17 protein-coding genes are annotated in these 17,859 nt (G+C 61.3%); 10 read left to right on the top strand and 7 right to left on the bottom strand.

The features are described 5' to 3' along the window. Nucleotides 1-52 precede the first annotated feature (52 nt). Entirely contained in the window at nt 53-961 is a 909-nt protein-coding gene (locus LC094_RS05370) for a LysR family transcriptional regulator (RefSeq protein WP_226550727.1), read from the top strand. Here LC094_RS05370 and LC094_RS05375 read toward each other — a convergent pair. Further along, nucleotides 948-1,130, bottom strand: coding sequence for a hypothetical protein (locus tag LC094_RS05375; protein WP_226551016.1), 183 nt, complete (start codon nt 1,128-1,130; stop codon nt 948-950). The genes LC094_RS05370 and LC094_RS05375 overlap by 14 nt on opposite strands. Next, on the bottom strand, nt 1,127-1,687 hold the full coding sequence (gene hpt / locus LC094_RS05380) for a hypoxanthine phosphoribosyltransferase (RefSeq protein WP_226550728.1): 561 nt from the start codon (nt 1,685-1,687) through the stop codon (nt 1,127-1,129). Before hpt ends, LC094_RS05375 begins: the two co-directional genes overlap by 4 nt. Nucleotides 1,688-1,775: 88 nt before the next feature. Between hpt and LC094_RS05385 the strand changes: the two genes are divergently transcribed. Then, a complete protein-coding gene (locus LC094_RS05385) occupies nt 1,776-2,222 on the top strand; it encodes a type II toxin-antitoxin system RatA family toxin (RefSeq protein WP_226550729.1) in 447 nt (148 codons plus the stop codon). Between the two features lie 3 nt (nt 2,223-2,225). Here the strand turns inward: LC094_RS05385 and LC094_RS05390 are convergent, their stop codons facing one another. From LC094_RS05390 to LC094_RS05410, 5 genes are all read right to left on the bottom strand, one after another. Next, nucleotides 2,226-2,975, bottom strand: coding sequence for a sulfite exporter TauE/SafE family protein (locus LC094_RS05390; protein ID WP_226550730.1), 750 nt, complete (start codon nt 2,973-2,975; stop codon nt 2,226-2,228). A gap of 93 nt (nt 2,976-3,068) precedes the next feature. Continuing rightward, nucleotides 3,069-4,259: an ammonium transporter gene (locus LC094_RS05395; protein WP_226551002.1), complete on the bottom strand. Its 1,191-nt coding sequence runs from the start codon at nt 4,257-4,259 to the stop codon at nt 3,069-3,071. 234 nt (nt 4,260-4,493) lie between these two features. Further along, nucleotides 4,494-4,994 (bottom strand): CinA family protein, encoded by a 501-nt coding sequence (locus LC094_RS05400; protein WP_226550731.1) that lies wholly within the window; start codon nt 4,992-4,994, stop codon nt 4,494-4,496. Next, nucleotides 4,991-5,488: a phosphatidylglycerophosphatase A family protein gene (locus tag LC094_RS05405; RefSeq protein ID WP_226550732.1), complete on the bottom strand. Its 498-nt coding sequence runs from the start codon at nt 5,486-5,488 to the stop codon at nt 4,991-4,993. Before LC094_RS05405 ends, LC094_RS05400 begins: the two co-directional genes overlap by 4 nt. A gap of 22 nt (nt 5,489-5,510) precedes the next feature. Continuing rightward, on the bottom strand, nt 5,511-6,692 hold the full coding sequence (locus LC094_RS05410) for a bifunctional 2-C-methyl-D-erythritol 4-phosphate cytidylyltransferase/2-C-methyl-D-erythritol 2,4-cyclodiphosphate synthase (protein ID WP_226550733.1): 1,182 nt from the start codon (nt 6,690-6,692) through the stop codon (nt 5,511-5,513). Between the two features lie 179 nt (nt 6,693-6,871). Between LC094_RS05410 and dusB the strand changes: the two genes are divergently transcribed. The 8 genes from dusB to hfq all read left to right on the top strand — a co-directional run bounded on the left by dusB (nt 6,872) and on the right by hfq (nt 17,766). Continuing rightward, the gene (gene dusB, locus LC094_RS05415; RefSeq protein WP_226550735.1) at nt 6,872-7,867 is read left to right on the top strand and encodes a tRNA dihydrouridine synthase DusB; all 996 of its coding nucleotides are present in this window, start codon (nt 6,872-6,874) and stop codon (nt 7,865-7,867) included. Continuing rightward, a complete protein-coding gene (locus tag LC094_RS05420; protein WP_226550737.1) occupies nt 7,864-8,946 on the top strand; it encodes a two-component system sensor histidine kinase NtrB in 1,083 nt (360 codons plus the stop codon). Before dusB ends, LC094_RS05420 begins: the two co-directional genes overlap by 4 nt. 130 nt (nt 8,947-9,076) lie before the next feature. Then, a complete protein-coding gene (locus LC094_RS05425; RefSeq protein ID WP_167600579.1) occupies nt 9,077-10,453 on the top strand; it encodes a response regulator in 1,377 nt (458 codons plus the stop codon). Between the two features lie 184 nt (nt 10,454-10,637). Next, nucleotides 10,638-12,899 (top strand): sensor histidine kinase NtrY-like, encoded by a 2,262-nt coding sequence (locus tag LC094_RS05430; RefSeq protein WP_404814973.1) that lies wholly within the window; start codon nt 10,638-10,640, stop codon nt 12,897-12,899. Nucleotides 12,900-12,920: 21 nt separating this feature from the next. Then, nucleotides 12,921-14,324, top strand: coding sequence for a nitrogen assimilation response regulator NtrX (gene ntrX / locus LC094_RS05435; protein ID WP_226550739.1), 1,404 nt, complete (start codon nt 12,921-12,923; stop codon nt 14,322-14,324). A 91-nt stretch (nt 14,325-14,415) separates the two neighbouring features. Then, nucleotides 14,416-15,792 carry a Trk system potassium transporter TrkA gene (gene trkA, locus LC094_RS05440; RefSeq protein WP_226550741.1) on the top strand — a complete coding sequence of 459 codons (1,377 nt, stop codon included), beginning with the start codon at nt 14,416-14,418 and terminating at the stop codon, nt 15,790-15,792. Then, complete coding sequence (locus LC094_RS05445; RefSeq protein ID WP_226550742.1) at nt 15,792-17,339, top strand: TrkH family potassium uptake protein; 1,548 nt, start codon at nt 15,792-15,794, stop codon at nt 17,337-17,339. Before trkA ends, LC094_RS05445 begins: the two co-directional genes overlap by 1 nt. Before the next feature lie 190 nt (nt 17,340-17,529). Beyond that, nucleotides 17,530-17,766, top strand: a complete 237-nt coding sequence (gene hfq / locus LC094_RS05450) for an RNA chaperone Hfq (protein WP_066603845.1) — start codon at nt 17,530-17,532, stop codon at nt 17,764-17,766. Nucleotides 17,767-17,859: the final 93 nt, after the last annotated feature.

Consider the following 17,859-nt stretch of genomic DNA (forward strand, 5'->3'; position numbering starts at 1 on the left):
AGAGTGCACGACTCCCATGCTATATTTCGCATATATCAAGGGAGAGACTGATATGATGCACAGACCAAATTGGGACGATTATCGGTTCGTGCTCGCCGTGGCCCGCTCCGGGTCTGTCTCGGGGGCTGCGCGCGAGTTGGGGGTCAACCATGCCACCGTTTTGCGTCGCGTGGCGGCCATCGAGAAACGTCTGGGCGTTGAACTGTTCGAAAAATCCGTGCGCGGCTACGACATCGCGCCCGAAAAGCTGCGGCTGATCGAAGCTGCGCGCGAGGTCGAGGCCGCTGTCGGCGCCGTCGAGCGGCTGGCGCAGGTGGGGGAGGCGCCCTTGGCGGGCGTCATTCGTGTCACCTCGACGGATACATTCTGTCAGGCGGTTCTGCCCAGGCTTTTGGTGCGGCTCTCGGAACATGCGCAAGACCTGTCCTTCGAACTTTTGTCCTCCAACGGCCACCTCGATCTGGCGCGGCTTCATGCCGATGTGACCGTGCGCCCGACCTATAAGCTGCCTGACGATCTGTTCGGCGATATGGCAACGCAGATGGCCTTTGGCTTTTACGCCGCCTCCGACGCGGTGCCCGAAGATCACTGGCTGGGCCTGACGGGCGGCATCGGGCGGTCTCATGCGGGGCAAAAGCTGCGCGAGGAACTTGAGCGGCGGCGCGTGCATTTCATGGCCGCTTCCGACAGTTTCCTGACGCTCCGTGCCTTGGCCGAAGAGGGCATGGGCCGGGTGATGTTGCCGGTGTTTTTGGGCAATGCCTCCAAGAGTTTGCAGCGGATCACGCCGGTGCTCGATGTGCCGCCGGTGCCGGTCTTTGTGGCCTCGCATGTCGATCTGGCGGACGCGCCGCGTCTGCGTCAGGCGCGATCGCGGATCGCCATGGCTTTGGAGGCCGAAGAGGATCTGTTGATGGGGCTCGAACGTACGAAACCTGTCTCGGCGTTTACTGAAGCCTGACCTTTGCGGGCCGCTCGACCTGCATCCAGTCGGGCAGTCCGATGGTTTTCTCGACCGCGTAGAGCGCGATGCAGGCGGCAATGATCGCGAAGGTGAACTTCACCCGCTTCGCAGAGGGCGGGTGTTGCGCCCAGCGTTTGGCGCGCAGCATCCAGCGCATCTGGTTCACGCGCTTTTGCCTGCGTCGTCGTCGTCAAACACCACCGAACCGATGAAGGGCAGGTTGCGGTTGGCTTGGGCAAAGTCGATGCCATAGCCGACCACAAAAGCGTCGGGGATTTCAAAGCCGGTCCAGGTCGCCTTGAGATCGACCTCGCGCCGTGCCGGTTTGTCCAAAAGCGCGATGGTTTCGATCTTGCGCGGGTTGCGTGAGTGCAAAAGCTTCATGACGGCGGACAGCGTATGCCCGGTGTCGACAATGTCCTCGACCACCAAAACATCGCGGCCTTCGATGGGGCCGCGCAGGTCTTTGAGGATTTTCACCTCACGCGACGACTCGGTGGCGTTGCCGTAGGAGGAGGCCTCGAGAAAATCGACCTCGACATTCATCTCCAGCTCGCGCACGAGATCGGCAATAAAGACGAATGAGCCGCGCAACAGGCCCACGACCACCAATTTGTCGGTGTCCTTGTAATCGCGCCGGATCTCTTTCGCGAGGTCCTCGATGCGGGCGGCGATCGCCTTGGCCGAGATCATGACATCGATGTGATAGGGTCGCTGCGTCATCCTGTTCCCTTTTGGTCCCGTTTTGGACCCTTGCAATTTTGGGCTCAGCCATAGATGTATCAGGCAAGGAAAACATAGACCAGAGACCATGCCGACGCACCAGGAAACAAAGCACATGCCGTTCAGCGCCGATCAGATGTACGCGCTGGTGGCCGATGTCGAAAGCTACCCGAAATTCCTGCCGTGGAATGCCGCCGCGCGCATCCGCTCGCGCAGCGATATGGGCGACCACGAGCTGATGCTCGCCGATCTGGTGATTTCCTTTAAGGTGTTTCGCGAAAAATTCGGTTCGCGTGTGAAACTGTTTGCCGAAGAGCGCCGGATCGACACCGAATATCTCGACGGCCCGTTTCGTTATATGAAAAGCTGGTGGCAATTCACCCCCGCCGAAGATGGCGGCTGTGATGTCGAGTTTTTCGTCGATTTCGAGTTCAAGAACGCCATCCTGCAAGGCGTGATCGGCATGGTCTTCAACGACGCGATGCAACGCATCGTGCGGGCGTTTGAGCGCCGGGCGGCGGAGCTTTACGGGTAAGGCTCAGAACAACCTGACCGTAAAGATCGCCGTCATCACCACGCCGACCAAGACGATGAAATGCTTGAGCCGTGCGGTGTTCTTGATCCGCCGCGCGTAATGCGCGCCCAGGAAACCGCCCGCAATCATCGCGGCGGCCAGCAGGGCGGCATAGTCCCAGGCGATCACACCGGCCAAAACATAGGTCACGGCGGAGACCAGCGACAAAAGCACCGACAAGGCGTTTTTTAGCCCGTTCATCGCATGCAGATCGGTGAACCCGATGAGGCCCAGAACGGCCAAAAGCATGATCCCCAGCCCGCCGTTGAAATAACCGCCGTAGACGGAGACCGCGAAGAGCGCGACAGCGGCGCTCGCAGGTCCCAACATCTCGCGTGCAAACAGCCGTTTGATCATCTGCGGTCCCCCGGCGAACAGCACGGTCGCCAGAGCCATCAGCGCAGGCACCACCACGAGGAAGGTGTCATTGGGCGTGATCAGCAAAAGCAGCGCGCCCATCACCCCGCCCAGCGCCGAAATCACGATCATCCGTGCGGCGGGCATGGTGGCGGTGGCGTGCAGGTCGCGCCGGTAGGCCCAGACGCTTGAGACATAGCCGGGCAGGGCGGTGAGTGTGGCGGTGGCATTGGCCGAAACCGGCGGCACACCGGCAAAGATCAAGGCGGGCAGGGTCAGAAATGTCCCGCCCCCCGCGACGGCATTGAGCGCACCGCCGGCGAGCCCGGCGATGAGGATCACGATCATTTCGAGCATTTTTCCTCCCCTTACGTCCTCCCCCTGAGCGGGCCCGAAAAAAAAGCGGACCCGCAGGCCCGCTTTCTTATGAGATTTTCTGTCGCAGGTCGATTACGAATTGTGATCGTAGGCGCTTTCGCCATGGGCCGAAAGATCGAGCCCCTGATGTTCGCTTTCCAAATCGACGCGCATCCCCACGAGCGCCTTCGTCACCAGCACCAGCACGACGGTGACGACAAAGGTGAACACCCCCACGATGGCCAAAGCCCCAAGCTGGGCCAGCCATGTGCCCTGACCGAAGGCCGCAATCATGATCGTGCCGAAAATACCGCCCACACCATGAACGGCAAAGACGTCAAGCGTGTCGTCGATCCGCAGTTTGTTGCGGATCAAACCGACCATTTCCTGACACAGAATACCGGCCACGGCACCAATGATCAGCGCTTCAATCGGGCCGACAAAGCCCGAGGCCGGGGTGATCGACGCAAGCCCGGCGATGGTGCCGGTCACAAGCCCGACAAGTGAGGCTTTGCCATATTTGATCCGCTCCCACAGCGCCCAGGTGAGCGAGGCGGCGGCCGCCGACAGATGTGTCACGGTGATCGCCATGGCGGCGCCCCCGTCGGCGGCAAGCTGTGAGCCGCCGTTGAACCCGAACCAGCCGACCCAGAGCATCGAGGCGCCGATCATCACATAGCCGGGGTTGTGCGGCGGTTTGTTGTCCACTTTGCGCCGCCCGAGCATGACCGCGATGATCAGCGCGGCAAGCCCTGCGGTTTCATGCACCACGATGCCGCCCGCAAAATCGCGCGTTCCGGTTTCGCCGAAAATACCGCCATCGGCCATAAAGCCGCCGCCCCAGATCCAATGGGTCACCGGCGCGTAGCACAAAAGCATCCAGAGCGCGGAAAACAAAAGCACAAAGCCGAAGGTCACGCGTTCGACATAGGCGCCGACGATCAGCGCCGGGGTGATGATGGCAAAGGTCATCTGAAAGGCAAAGAACAGCACTTCTGGCAGGGTGCCCGACAGGCTCTCGGCGTCGATGCCCGCGAGGAACATCTTACCCGGACCGCCCCAGATCGCGCCCCAGACCCCGCTGCCTTCACCAAAGGCAATGGAATAGCCAAAGGCCAGCCACAAGACGCTCATCAAACAGGCGATGGCATAGACATGCATAAAGACCGAAAGCACGTTCCGGGCCCGCACAAGCCCGCCGTAAAACAGGGCGAGCCCTGGCAATGACATGAAGAGCACCAGTGCTGTGGCCACCAGTATCCAGGCGGTATCCGCTCCGACCATTGTTCCTTCGACCATTGTCCCCTCCTTGGTCAAAATCTGCGCATGATTTGCGCGTTGTGCTGCGTAAAGCGGCACTGATGATGATTTAAAAGAGGCAAGACAGTGGGAAATGAGGCCAAAAATGCATCATTTTTGGAATTGCATATAAAATGACCTAAAATTCCGGCTTGAGTGCAAAATCTAGCCGGAATTGAATCTTTGTCGCACCAGAGGGCGATTCATCGGAGAGAGAGGTCAAATCCGGTCGCTATGAAGACTCTCGCAGAGCATTTCCAGCGCCGTGATCACGGTCGCACTGCGCACATTGGCGCGGCCAATGGGGCCGAACTCCACCGTTTTCACGATCGTGTCGTGCCCCTCATAGGCCAACCCGAAACAGACCCGGCCTTCTGGTTTGTGCTCCGACCCGCCGGGGCCTGCGATGCCTGTGACCGCGACGGCGATCTGGGCCTGAGAGCGGCTCACGGCGCCTTCCGCCATCTCACGCGCCACCTGTTCGGCGACCGCGCCATATTGCGCCAAGGTCACCGGCGAGACGCCCAACATTTCACGCTTGGCGGTGTTGGAATAGGTGATGAAGCCGCGCTCCACCACGTCCGACGAGCCCGCCACTTCGGTCAGGCTGCCGATGATCATGCCACCGGTGCAGCTTTCTGCGGTGGCGATCATCACGCCTTTCGCGCGCGCCGCCGCAAGTGTCGCCTCGGCCAGCTCATAGGGAATTTCGGTCGTCACATGATCACCTTATGGTAAATCCCCGCCATGATCACCACGACCAGCGCGGCAAACACACCGGCGATCACATCGTCCAGCATCACGCCCAAAGCATCGCCGCGCCGGTCGGCCCAGCCGACAGGTCCGGGTTTCCAGATGTCGAAGAGGCGGAATGCGATGAACGCCGTGGGCCAGGCGGGCCAAAGCGCGGTCGAGGGCGCACCGGCCATCGCAGAGCCGATGGAGACCGGAATGAGCGCGATCCACATGCCGACCAACTCGTCGATGACAATCTCGGAGGGGTCGTGATTGTCGGAGCCGCGCGTCATTTCGCCCGTGGCCCAAAGCCCCGCGACGAACATCACGGCGGTGCCGATCAACACGCCCGGAACGCCCAGAGTTTCATGCAGAATCCAGAACAAAGGCACAGCGGCCGCCGAGCCCCAGGTGCCGGGGCCGGGGCGCATATAGCCGATCCGGGCCATGGTCGCGATGAGTTCGGCGAAAGGGTTCATGTCTCTCTCCTTCGGGGTCAGGTTAGCGGCGCATCAGGGCGGCGGTGGCTAGGGACGCGATGCCTTCCTCGCGCCCGGTAAAGCCCAGCCGCTCAGAGGTGGTTGCCTTGACCGAGACTTTTTCGACATCGACATCCATGATCTCGGCCAGAGCGGCACGCATGGCCTGAGCATGCGGCCCCACCTTGGGGCGCTCGCAGACCAGTGTCACGTCGCAATTCATCAGCTCATAGCCCATTTCGCGCGCCAATCCGATCGCATGACGCAGGAAGATAGGGCTCTCGGCGCCTTTCCATTGCGGATCGGAGGGCGGAAAATGCTGGCCGATGTCGCCGCGCGCCAGAGCGCCGTAGATCGCATCCGTTAAAGCATGCATGCCGACATCGGCGTCGGAATGGCCCTGAAGGCTGCGTTCATGCGGAACTTTGACGCCGCAGAGCCAGACGTGATCGCCTTCGCCGAACCGATGCACGTCGTAGCCATTTCCAAGACGTATATCCATCTGTGTCGTCTCCTGTTCCTGCTGGCGCAAAAGCGCCTCCGCCCGGGCGAAATCCTCCGGGTGGGTGATTTTGAAATTCTCTTCCGCACCGCGCGTGATCGTGACTTTGATGCCAGCCGCGCGGGCCACTTCGACATCGTCGGCGGCCTCGCCCTGATACGCTCTGTGGGCGGCCAGAATCGCCTCGAACGCGAAGCCCTGCGGTGTCTGGGCGCGAAACAATCCGCTGCGATCCTGCGTACCGTCCACGAAACTGCCTGTTTCCGTGGCATCCTGCGAGAGGCCCCCCCGCCAAAGCGCATCCGTCACAGCAAGCGCGGGGGCGGCGCCTTGGTGGTGGGTGAGGGCGCTCTTCACGCCTTCGATCACGGCATCGGGGACCAAAGCGCGCGCCGCGTCATGGATCAGAACCCGGTCGATGCCCAGCCCGACGAGCGCCTCAAGCCCCGCCCGCACCGACTCCGCACGCGTCGCGCCGCCGCAGACAAGTGTCACATTTTCAAGGCTTTGCGCGAGGTCGAGATCGTCCGGGTGATGCACCACGACGATGTTGTCAGCCTGCGCCCGAAACCGCGCGATGCTATGGTCGATCACGCGCATGGACGCAGCCGCGCCCTTGAGCACCTGCCATTGCTTCGGCAGCGTCCCGCCCGCGCGGGTGCCGCGTCCGGCGGCAACGATGATGACGGCAGTTTTTGTCATGCGACTTGGGATAAGCGCTGGCGCGCGCCCTTGCAATGCGCTGTTTTTGACTGTCTGATAGATTAAATTTTGTGCAAACGTCGTTTTTCGCCCCTTTTTTCCTCGAAAGCCCCGCGCGACCCTTTGCGACTCGCATCTCTGGACGCTACCTCTGGTCGAAATGCTTAAGGATTAATCGCTTGCCCGTTCGTTTGGCGCAACTCACACTGGACCCTCCCGTGTTTCTGGCCCCTATGGCCGGGATCACCGATCTGCCGTTCCGCACGCTGGTCTCCAGCTTTGGGGCGGGGCTTGTGGTGTCCGAGATGGTGGCCTCGCATGACATGATCAACGCGCGTCCCGGCACTCGCGAAAAGGCGGAGCTGGGCTTTGGTGTCGAAAACACTGCCGTGCAGCTTGCGGGGCGCGAGGCAGAGCCGATGGGCTTGGCCGCGAAGATCGCCGAAGACAGCGGTGCGCAGATCATCGACATCAACATGGGCTGTCCTGCGAAAAAGGTGGTCTCCGGCTATTCCGGTTCGGCGCTGATGCGCGATCTCGACCATGCCTTGACGCTCATTGAGGCGGTGGTGGCGGCGGTCGATGTGCCGGTGACGCTGAAAACCCGGCTGGGCTGGGACGATGCGCTGTTGAACGCGCCGGAGCTTGCGAAACGCGCCGAAGACGCGGGCATCCAGATGATCACCATCCATGGTCGCACCCGGTGCCAGTTCTACAAAGGCCGTGCCGATTGGTCGGCGATCCGGGCGGTGAAAGAGGCGGTGTCGATCCCGGTGATCGCCAATGGCGACATCACCTCGCCCGAGGCCGCGCAGGAGGCATTGAGCCAATCGGGCGCGGATGGTGTGATGATCGGGCGCGGCGCGCAGGGTCAGCCTTGGGTTCTGGCGCAGGTGGCGGCGAACCTCACTGGCCTGCCTGAACCCGTGCGACCCGAGGGCAAGGAGTTCGCCGATATGGTCGCCGGACATTATGAGGCTGGTGTCGCCTTTTATGGCAGGGACCTGGGCGGGCGCGTGATGCGCAAACATCTGGGCTGGTACATGGAGACCGCAGGCACGCCCGCGGCGCTGCGCAAACGTGTTTTGACCGAAAAGACGCCCGAAGGCGTGCTGGCGCTTTTGCCGGATGCGCTCAGCGGAGATTTTACCGATACGGAAGGATATGCCGCATGACAGATGCGCGGTTCGATATGCTCTGGCCTTCGCTGCCGGTGCCTGCGGTCATGATCGACGCGACGAATCTGATCAATGAGGTGAATTCCTCGGCGGAACTGTTTTTGAATGCCTCCGCGCGGACCCTGATGGGCGTGCCGGTGTTTGACAAACTGGCCATCGATGCGCCGCTCGAAGAGGCTTTCGCCCGCGTGCGTCGCGACAATTCGCCTTTGTTTATCAACAATGTGGATGTCTCGGGCGGCAATGCCGCACCCGTGCAATGCAATATCCAGATCGCGCCTTTGCAGGGCATGGACGACTGGCTGGTCCTGTTGATGGAGCCGCGCCAGATCGCCGACCGGCTGGGGCGCGCGCATCAGGTGAAAACCTCTGCACGCTCGGCGATCGGCATGGCGGAAATGCTGGCGCATGAGATCAAGAACCCGCTTGCGGGCATCACCGGGGCTGCGCAATTGCTCTCGATGAGCCTCAGCCCCGAGGATCTCGAACTGACCGATCTGATCGTCGCCGAAAGCCGCCGGATCGTGGCGCTTTTGGAGCAGGTCGAGCAATTCGGCAACCTGCGCCCGCCTGCGAAACGCGCGATCAACATTCACGACCTTTTGGACCGTGCGCGCAAATCGGCCGAGCTCTCCTACGGCGCGAATATGAAGTTTGTCGAGGAATTCGACCCCTCTCTGCCGCCCACTTTTGTCGATGGTGATCAGCTGTTGCAGGTCTTTTTGAATCTGATCAAGAACGCCTCCGAGGCGGCTGGCAAAGAGGGCGGTGTGATCCGTCTGCGCACCTTTTACGACCTGTCTTTGCGCCTCAGGCGCAAGGATGGCACCGGCGGCGCGTTGCCGCTTCAGGTCGAGATCATCGACGACGGCCCCGGTCTTCCGCCGGAGATCGCCTCGGATATTTTCGAACCCTTCGTGTCGGGCCGCGAGAACGGCACCGGGCTTGGCCTTGCTTTGGTGTCCAAGATCATCTCGGATCACGAGGGTTGGATTTCGGTCGACTCGACGCCGGGCAAAACCGTGTTCCGAATTTCTCTGCCGGTTGCTCCACGCGATGCAACATCCTCGACGTGAAGGCGATGATCTGGGCATGATGTGTAATAAAACTGTGAAGAACCCCGTTAAAAAGGGGATGCGCGGCGGGCAGGGGACGGCTTTGGTTCCGTTTTCAGCTCTGGCGCGAAACTGACAAGGAGAGAAAAACATGGATGGCACGATCCTCGTCGCTGATGACGACCGCACGATCCGCACCGTTCTGACCCAGGCGCTGACCCGCGCCGGATGTAAGGTCCATGCGACCTCATCTTTGGTCACCCTGATGCGATGGGTCGAGGAGGGGAAGGGCGATCTGGTCATCTCCGATGTGATGATGCCCGATGGCAATGGCTTGGAAGCGCTGCCGAAAATCGCCGAGCTGCGCCCCGGTCTGCCGGTCATCGTGATCTCGGCGCAGAACACCATCATGACGGCGATTCAGGCGGCAGAGGCCGAGGCCTTCGACTACCTACCGAAACCTTTCGATCTGCCCGATTTGATGAAGCGTGCCGCGAAGGCGTTAGAGGTCAAACGCCGCGCCAATCCGGCGCCGTCCAATGCCAAAGCGCCCTCCGAGGGGCCGAAAGAAGACCTGCCGCTGGTGGGACGCACGCCCGCGATGCAGACGCTTTACCGCCTTGTCGCCCGCGTGATGAACACCGATCTGCCGGTGCTGATCACCGGCGAGAGCGGCACGGGTAAGTCGCTGATCGCTCGTGCGATTCATGATTTCTCGGACCGGCGCACATTGCCCTTCGTGGTGGTTTCGGCCGCCGATCTGGCGACGATGGAAGGCCCGGCTGCGGTGATTTCCAAGGCCAAGAATGGTTCGATCCTGTTTGACGAAGTGGGCGATCTCGATGAGGAGGCGCAGGCTCGCATCGTGCGCATGCTCGACAGTTTCACCGACAACGGCCCGCGCATCATGGCCAGTTCTCAGGCCAATCTGGCCGCGAAAATGGAAAGCGGCGCTTTCCGTCAGGATCTGTTCTACCGTCTGGGCGGCGTGACGATTTCCGTGCCATCGCTGCGGGAACGCGTCGATGACATCCCGCTTCTGGCGGAGTTCTTCCTGTCGAAAGCCGAGCGCGATGGCCTGTCCGCGCGCCGCTTCTCGCATGAGGCGATGGAGCTTGTCCGGGCCTACAGTTGGCCGGGCAACGTGCGTCAGTTGGAAAACACCATTCGCCGGTTGATCGTCACCTCTCCCGAAGAGGAAATCACCCGGATCGAGGTCGAGACGGTGTTGGGCAATCAGCCCGCGATGGAGCCGCTACAAGGCGGCTCCGAGGGGGAAAAACTGTCCTCTTCCGTGGCAAAACACCTGCGCCGCTATTTCGACCTGCATGGCGGTGTGCTGCCGCCGCCGGGGCTGTATCAGCGGATTTTGAAGGAAGTCGAAGGGCCTTTGATCGAAATCGCGCTCGATGCGGTGGGCGGAAATCAGGCCAAATGTGCCGATCTGCTTGGCATCAACCGCAATACCTTGCGTAAAAAGATCAATGATCTCGATATTCAGGTGACACGCCGCCGCAAGTTGATGTAAAAAGGCCACATCCGTGGTGATTTGGGCGCAGTGATGCGGAAAGCGCGCAGCTGCGACCAGATTGCAACGGATGTCCGTGCTTTGCGTCTTGGTCATGATTTTGGTCCAACCCGCGCAAGAGGGCAGGACCAGGAGCAGGATAAAGACGAGGCGCAGCGTGGCCAAAACACGGGCAGATAAGGCCCTGGCACAACGGATCGGACGGCAAAGCTGGCAGCGGTTGACGCGGCTCAGGCGTCAGCGCCGTTTGCAAAATGTCGCGACCCTCGCGGTGTTCATTCTCGGCCCGGTTCTGGCGATCATGACCTTCCTCGTCTTGGGGCCTTTGGATCATGGCCCGGCCTCGACCGTGCTGCGCTCGGTGCTTTTGGCCGATGTGGTCTATGTCATTCTGGTTGCGGGGCTGGTGGCGCAACGCATCGCACGGGTTATCGCCGCCCGGCGCGCGCATTCCGAAGGCTCGCGGCTCCACCTTCGGCTCTCCGGCGCCTTCGTGCTTTTGGCGCTCATCCCGACCGTCATGGTGGCGATCTTCGCCGTGGTGACGGTGAATTTCGGCCTCGAAGGTTGGTTTTCTGATCGGGTGCGCAATGTGGTGGGCTCCTCTTTGGAGGCCGCGAAGGCCTATGAGGACGAGCACCACGATGGCCTCACCGAGGACACCCGCGCGCTTGCGAATTTCATCATCGACCGCCGCCGTCAGGTGACGATCCTGCCCGATGGGGCGCTCAGACAGGTGCTCAATCAGGGGCAGGGCCTCATTCAGCGCGGCCTGCGCGAAGCCTATGTGATCGACCGGGCGGGCGACATCAAAGCGCGCGGTGATCGCTCCTATCTCTTTGATTACGAACATCCCTCCGAGGCCGATCTGGCCCGTGCCGAGACCGGCGAACTGGTGCTGATCGACGACTGGGATCAAAACGAATCCCGTGCGCTTCAGCGGCTTGCCGGGTTTTCGGATCGCTATCTCTATGTGACCCGCGATGTGGACGGCAAAATCCTCAATCTCTTGGACGAAACGCAGGACAGCATCGCGCTTTATAACCAGTTGGAAAGCGACCGCGGGCGGCTGTTGTTTGAATTCGGGCTTTTGTACATCGGCTTTGCCATCATCCTCATTCTGGCAGCGACTTGGCTGGGCTTGTGGTTCGCCGAACGCCTCGCGCGGCCCATCGGGCGGCTGGCCGGGGCGGCGCAGAAGGTGGGCGAGGGCGATCTGTCTGTGCGTGTGCCTGAGGAAGAGGGCCAGGACGAAATCGCCACCTTGGGCCGTGTGTTCAACCAGATGACCGGGCAGGTGAAGCTGCAACGCGACGAGCTTTTGGAGCGCAACGAACAGATCGACCAGCGCCGCCGCCTGTTCGATAGCGTGTTGTCTTCGGTGACGGCGGGCGTCGTGGGCTTGGACGCGGAAGGGCGCGTGACGCTTTTGAACCGCTCGGCGCAGGCGCTTTTGAGCCTTGGCGAGCGCGATGTGACGGGCGAGGCACTGGCCGTTGTGGTGCCGGAATTCGGGCCTTTGTTCGATGTGCTGCGGGCAGGCAATCGCGAGGTGGCGCAAGAAGAGTTGCGGCTCATTCGCTCCGGCGCGCAGGAAAGCCTTTTGGTGCGCATCGCCACGCGGCGCGACGTCGAGGGGCGGCTTGAGGGCTATGTGGTGGCCTTTGACGATGTGACCGATCTGGTGAGCGCGCAGCGTCTGGCCGCTTGGGGTGATGTGGCGCGGCGCATTGCGCATGAGATCAAGAACCCGCTGACGCCCATTCAATTGTCCGCCGAACGCATCCTGCGCAAATTTGGGCGGGGCCTCGACGAAGAGGCGCGGGCGGATCTTGAGCAATACACCTCCGTCATCGTGCGCCAGACCGGCGATTTGCGGCGCATCGTGGACGAGTTCTCGAAATTCGCCCGCATGCCAAGCCCGGAACGGCGCGAGAATGATCTTGTCGATCTGGTGAAAGGCGCTGTGCTGTTGCAGCAAAACGCGCTGCCGGACGTAAAGGTGCGGGCGGAGATCGAGCCGGATCACGCCTGGGCCGAAGTGGATGCGACGATGATCGGTCAGGCCTTTACAAACTTGATAAAGAACGCCGGAGAAGCCATTGAAACCGTGTTGGAAAATGGGTTTCAGATGGGCTATGAGCCAACCGTCCGCGTGGCGATGCGGCGCGAAGACAATGAGGCGGTGGTGACGATCACGGACAACGGCATCGGCCTGCCCGAAGATCGTTCGCGCCTGTTTGAACCCTATGTGACGACGCGCGAGAAAGGCACCGGTTTGGGCCTGCCGATCGTCAAGAAAATCATCGAGGAACATGGCGGAACGCTGACGCTCACGGATGGTGAGCCGATTGATCCCTCGGGGCGGATCGGGGCCTGTGCCACCATTCGCCTTGCCTTGGTTGAGGGGGTGAATAAAGATGAAAAACAAGAGCTTGCAGTGTAATGATGAAGTCTGGAGTGAACCATGTCTGATATTCTGATCGTCGACGATGAACGCGATATTCGCGAGTTGATCGGGGATATTTTGCAGGACGAAGGCTTTGAGACGCGGCTGGCGGCCAATTCCGACGACTGCATGAAACAGATCGGTGACGCGGTGCCGGCGCTGATGATCCTCGACATCTGGCTGAAGGACAGCGAGATGGACGGGATTGACATTCTCAAACATGTCAAACGCGAGCACCCAGAGGTGCCGATCATCATCATTTCCGGCCACGGCAACATCGAGATCGCGGTGGCTGCGATCAAACAGGGCGCTTACGATTTCATCGAGAAACCGTTTAACATCGACCAGCTCATGGTGGTGATCACCCGCGCGATGGAGACCTCGCGTCTACGTCGTGAAAACGCCACGCTGAAACGGTCGGGGTCGGGCGATGTCGAGATGATCGGCGTTTCCACCGCCTTCAAACAGCTCAAACTCAATCTGGAAAAAGTCACCAAATCCAACGGCCGTGTTATGCTGACGGGCGGCGCGGGCGTGGGCAAGGAAGTGGCGGCGCGGTTCATCCATGCGGGTTCTGACCGCAACGACGCGCCTTTCGTCTCTGTGTCCTCCGCCAATATCGAGCCCGACCGGATGGAAGAGGTGCTCTTTGGCCGTGAGAGCCCGGAGCGCGGCATTGAGAAAGGCTTGTTGGAGGAGGCCAACGGCGGTGTGATCTATTTCGACGAGGTGGCGGATATGCCGCTTGGCACCCAGTCGAAAATCCTGCGCGTGTTGGTCGATCAACGGTTCACACGGGTGGGCGGCACGGCGCAGGTCTCCGTCGATCTGCGGGTGATTTCCTCGACTTCGCGCGATCTGACGGCGGAGATCGCGGCGGGGACCTTCCGCGAGGAATTGTATCACCGGCTGAACGTGGTGCCGATTGAGGTGCCTGCGCTGGAAAAACGTCGCGAGGACATCCCGGAACTGGCCGGGTATTTCATCGAGAAACTGAACCGCGAACAGGGCCTGCCGCAGCGCGCGCTGACCGAAGACGCCGCAGCGATGCTTCAGACCATGACCTGGCCGGGCAATGTGCGCCAGCTCAAGAACGTCATCGAACGCGTCTTGATCCTCGGTGACAGCACGGGCGACATCGAGGTCTCTGAGCTGCCGTCCGAGGATGGTGCGCGCGAAGACGACGGGCGGGCGGTTCTGTCGCCTGCGATTGCGACGCTGCCTCTGCGCGAGGCGCGTGAGTTGTTCGAACGCGAGTATCTTCTGACGCAGATCAACCGCTTTGGCGGCAATATTTCCCGCACCGCGACCTTCGTCGGCATGGAGCGCTCGGCGCTGCACCGCAAGTTGAAATCTCTGGGCGTTGTGACCGGCAACAAACAGGGCGGTCGCGTGGCCTATGTCTCGGAAGAGGCGGAGTGACGGCTGTTGACGGCCCGAAATGACGTGACAGCCACGTTGACGCCTTCGCCGTTAAGTGCGAAGGCTGGGGCGAAGCAATAAAGGTGATGCGATGAAAGTCATCATTTGCGGCGCGGGCCAGGTCGGCTGGCAGATCGCCAAACAACTCTCTTCCGAGAAAAACGACGTCACGGTCGTGGACAACAACCCCGCGCTGGTGCGCCGCGCGACCGACACATTGGACGTGCAGGGCATCGAGGGCTTTGCCTCCTACCCGGACGTGTTGGAGCGGGCAGGGGCACGGGACGCCGATATGGTGATCGCCGCGACCTATTCCGATGAGGTGAACATGGTCACCTGTCAGGTGGCGCATTCGGTCTTTGGCGTGCCGCGCAAAATCGCGCGTCTGAGGGCACAGAGCTACCTGACCGCGATCTATTCCGATCTTTACCGCCGCGATCACCTGCCGATTGATGTGGTGATCTCGCCCGAAAAAGAAGTGGCCGAGGCCGCGTTGCGGCGTTTGGCGGCGCCTGCGGCCTTTGACACGCAGGCGTTTCTGGCGGGCGGCGTACAGCTCATGGGCATCCTGCTCGATGAGGACTGCCCGGTGCTCAACACCTCTCTGCGCGAGCTGTCGGATCTGTTCTCGACGCTCCGGGCCATCGTTGTTGGCGTGCGCCGCGAGGGGCGGTTGTTCGCGCCGGAACCGGGCGATCAATTGTTTGCCAAAGACGAAATCTATGTCTTTGCCCATTCCGACGACCTGACCCGAACGCTGGAGATTTTCGGCAAGACCCATGCCAAACAGGACCGTGTGGTCATTCTGGGCGGCGGCAACGTCGGTCTCGCCGTGGCGCAGGCCTTGGAAACCCGCACCGAACGCGTGCGCGCCAAGATCATCGAGAAGAACCGCAAGACTGCAGAGAAGGCCGCCGACAGTCTGGAGCGCACCATTGTGCTCAACGGCGATGCGCTGGATCAGGAGCTTTTGGCCGAAGCGGGGATCACCCGCGCGGACGCCGCGCTTTGCGTGACGGATGACGATAAGGTCAACATGCTCGCCGCCGTGCGCGCGAAACAACGCGGCGCGAAGATGGCGATTTGTCTGGTGAACGACCCGACTCTGGTGCCGATCCTCAATGCGCTCGACATCGATGCCTATATCAACCCGCGGGCGACCACGGTGTCCTCGATCCTGCGCCACATCCGTCACGGGCGGGTGCGCAATGTCTATTCGGTGGGTGATGGCGAAGCGGAGGTGATCGAGGCGCAGGTGCTTTCGACCTCGCCGATTTCTGGCAAGCCGATCCGCGACATCGACTTCCCCGAGGGCGTGTTGGTTGGCGCGATCTCCAAAGGCGGCAAATACGTCAAACCGACCGGGGCCACGCGCATCGACGAGGGCGATGTGATCACCATCTTCTCGCTCCGGGACGACGTGCCCGAGGTCGAGCGCCTGTTGCAAGTGTCGATTGATTACTTCTGATGAACCGCTTTTCGCGCATGCCATTTTTTGTCCAGCTGATGCTGGTGAGCGGGGGCGCGATGCTGGTCCCTGCGATCTATGCTTTGGTGCTGCGCGAATGGGACGATACGCGGGCGTTTTTCTATGCGGCGGTGCTGTTTTCCTCGCTCGCGGGGTTCATCGCCATTGCCCGGTTCCGCCCCGAGGCGACCGAGGATCGCGAGAGCCTTATGGACCGCGACCGGGAGGGGCGAAATCAGCTTTTGACCCTTTTGGGCACCTATACCGCCGTGCCTTTGATCCTTGCCGTGCCTTTCGCCGAGGCGACGAAAGACACCACCTACTTCAACGCCTATTTCGAGATGGTCTCGGCGCTCACCACCACGGGCGCGACGCTGTTTGACGACCCGGCGCGACTGTCGCGCCCGGTGCATCTCTGGACCGCTCTGGTGGGCTGGCTTGGCGGGCTTTTTGCCTGGATCACGGCGGTGGCGGTGCTGGCGCCTTTGAACCTTGGCGGCTTCGAGGTCATCTCCTCGCGCGGCGCGGGGCAAAGCGAAGTGCGCGCCTCTCAGATCACCCGTGTTGCCGCCGCGCCCGAGCGCCTCGCGCGCTTCACCGTCAAGCTGTTCCCGATCTATCTCGGCCTGACCTTGGCGCTGTGGTTTGCGCTCTCGATGATCGGCTCGAACCCCTATGTGGCGCTCTGTCACGCCATGTCCGTGATGGCCACCTCTGGCATTTCGCCCGTTGGCGGGCTGACCGAGGCAGGCACCGGATTTATCGGCGAGGTTCTGGTCTTTGCCTTCCTGTTTCTCGCCCTGTCGCGCAAGACCTTTACCGCAGATCAGGCCCGCACCGACGCGCCGCCTTTGTGGCGCGACCCGGAGATGAAGATCGGCCTGGCGCTCATCGTCGTGATCCCGATCTTGCTGTTCCTGCGCCATTGGGTGTCGGTGCTGGAGGTCTCGGGCGACTGGACCTTTACCCGCGCGCTGTCGTCTCTCTGGGGCGGCACCTTCATGGTGCTGTCCTTCCTGTCGACCGCGGGCTTTGAGAGCCTCGGCTGGGAGGAGGCGCGGCTTTGGTCCGGGCTTCAGGCGCCGGGGGTCTTGCTCATGGGGCTGGCGATTTTCGGCGGCGGCGTGGCGACCACGGCGGGCGGTGTCAAGCTGCTCCGGCTCTATGCGCTGGTGCGTCACGGCGAGCGCGAGATCGAAAAGCTGATCTCGCCACACTCTGTCGGCGGCGCGGGCGCCAATGCCCGGCGCATCCGGCGCGAAGGCGCCTATGTGGCCTGGGTCTATTTCATGGTTTTCGCCTTCACCATCGCCGCCGTGATGATGCTTTTGTCCCTGTTCGGGCTGCATTTCCAAGAAGCGGCGGTGTTCACCATTTCCGCGCTCACGACGACGGGGCCTTTGGCCAATGTGGTGGGCGATGTGCCCCTGAGCTACGCGAGCCTTGGGGATGCGGAAAAAATGATCCTGGCGGCCACCATGGTGCTCGGGCGGCTTGAGATGTTGGCGATCATCGCGCTGTTGAACCCGGAATTCTGGCGGCGGTGATCCGCCCCTCCCGGAATGTTAGCGTCCGGAGTGACGTAAATTTGTGTCGTCTTTTCCATAGCTGCGACACAAGAGCGGGGAATTTCAGACGCTTATCTTGACATTCGGGTGAATCTGCGGCGAGGTGTGCTCAAGTGCTGTCGCCCGAGGGACAGTTCGCATCATAAAGCGCAAGAAAAAGGCAAAGATCATGGCCGCCGACAAACAGAACCTTCAGGACGCCTTCCTTAACCACGTTCGCAAGACCAAAGTGCCCGTCACGATCTTTTTGATCAACGGCGTGAAACTTCAGGGTGTGATCACCTGGTTCGACAACTTCTGCGTCCTTCTGCGCCGTGACGGCCAATCGCAGCTCGTGTACAAACACGCGATCTCGACGATCATGCCGGCCCAGCCGATCAATCTGTACGACGGCGAAGAGGCCTGATTTCGGGCCCTCTTGCAGTTTGCATCTCGAAGATTACCTAAGGACGCGCACCTGACGTTTCGGCGACAGGTGCTTTTGCGCGTTCTGGCGTAA

Origin of the sequence: Celeribacter naphthalenivorans (genome assembly GCF_020524585.1) — a bacterium.
Classification (GTDB): domain Bacteria; phylum Pseudomonadota; class Alphaproteobacteria; order Rhodobacterales; family Rhodobacteraceae; genus Celeribacter; species Celeribacter naphthalenivorans.

What these genes read in the sequence shown, in the direction of transcription:
- LC094_RS05390 (WP_226550730.1), bottom strand. Translation starts at nt 2,975, where the DNA reads ATGCTCGAAATGATCGTGATCCTCATCGCCGGGCTCGCCGGCGGTGCG.
- LC094_RS05445 (WP_226550742.1), top strand. Translation starts at nt 15,792, where the DNA reads ATGAACCGCTTTTCGCGCATGCCATTTTTTGTCCAGCTGATGCTGGTG.
- trkA (WP_226550741.1), top strand. Translation starts at nt 14,416, where the DNA reads ATGAAAGTCATCATTTGCGGCGCGGGCCAGGTCGGCTGGCAGATCGCC.
- LC094_RS05420 (WP_226550737.1), top strand. Translation starts at nt 7,864, where the DNA reads ATGACAGATGCGCGGTTCGATATGCTCTGGCCTTCGCTGCCGGTGCCT.
- LC094_RS05395 (WP_226551002.1), bottom strand. Translation starts at nt 4,259, where the DNA reads ATGGTCGGAGCGGATACCGCCTGGATACTGGTGGCCACAGCACTGGTG.
- LC094_RS05405 (WP_226550732.1), bottom strand. Translation starts at nt 5,488, where the DNA reads ATGAACCCTTTCGCCGAACTCATCGCGACCATGGCCCGGATCGGCTAT.
- LC094_RS05385 (WP_226550729.1), top strand. Translation starts at nt 1,776, where the DNA reads ATGCCGACGCACCAGGAAACAAAGCACATGCCGTTCAGCGCCGATCAG.
- LC094_RS05425 (WP_167600579.1), top strand. Translation starts at nt 9,077, where the DNA reads ATGGATGGCACGATCCTCGTCGCTGATGACGACCGCACGATCCGCACC.
- LC094_RS05410 (WP_226550733.1), bottom strand. Translation starts at nt 6,692, where the DNA reads ATGACAAAAACTGCCGTCATCATCGTTGCCGCCGGACGCGGCACCCGC.
- ntrX (WP_226550739.1), top strand. Translation starts at nt 12,921, where the DNA reads ATGTCTGATATTCTGATCGTCGACGATGAACGCGATATTCGCGAGTTG.
- LC094_RS05370 (WP_226550727.1), top strand. Translation starts at nt 53, where the DNA reads ATGATGCACAGACCAAATTGGGACGATTATCGGTTCGTGCTCGCCGTG.
- hpt (WP_226550728.1), bottom strand. Translation starts at nt 1,687, where the DNA reads ATGACGCAGCGACCCTATCACATCGATGTCATGATCTCGGCCAAGGCG.
- hfq (WP_066603845.1), top strand. Translation starts at nt 17,530, where the DNA reads ATGGCCGCCGACAAACAGAACCTTCAGGACGCCTTCCTTAACCACGTT.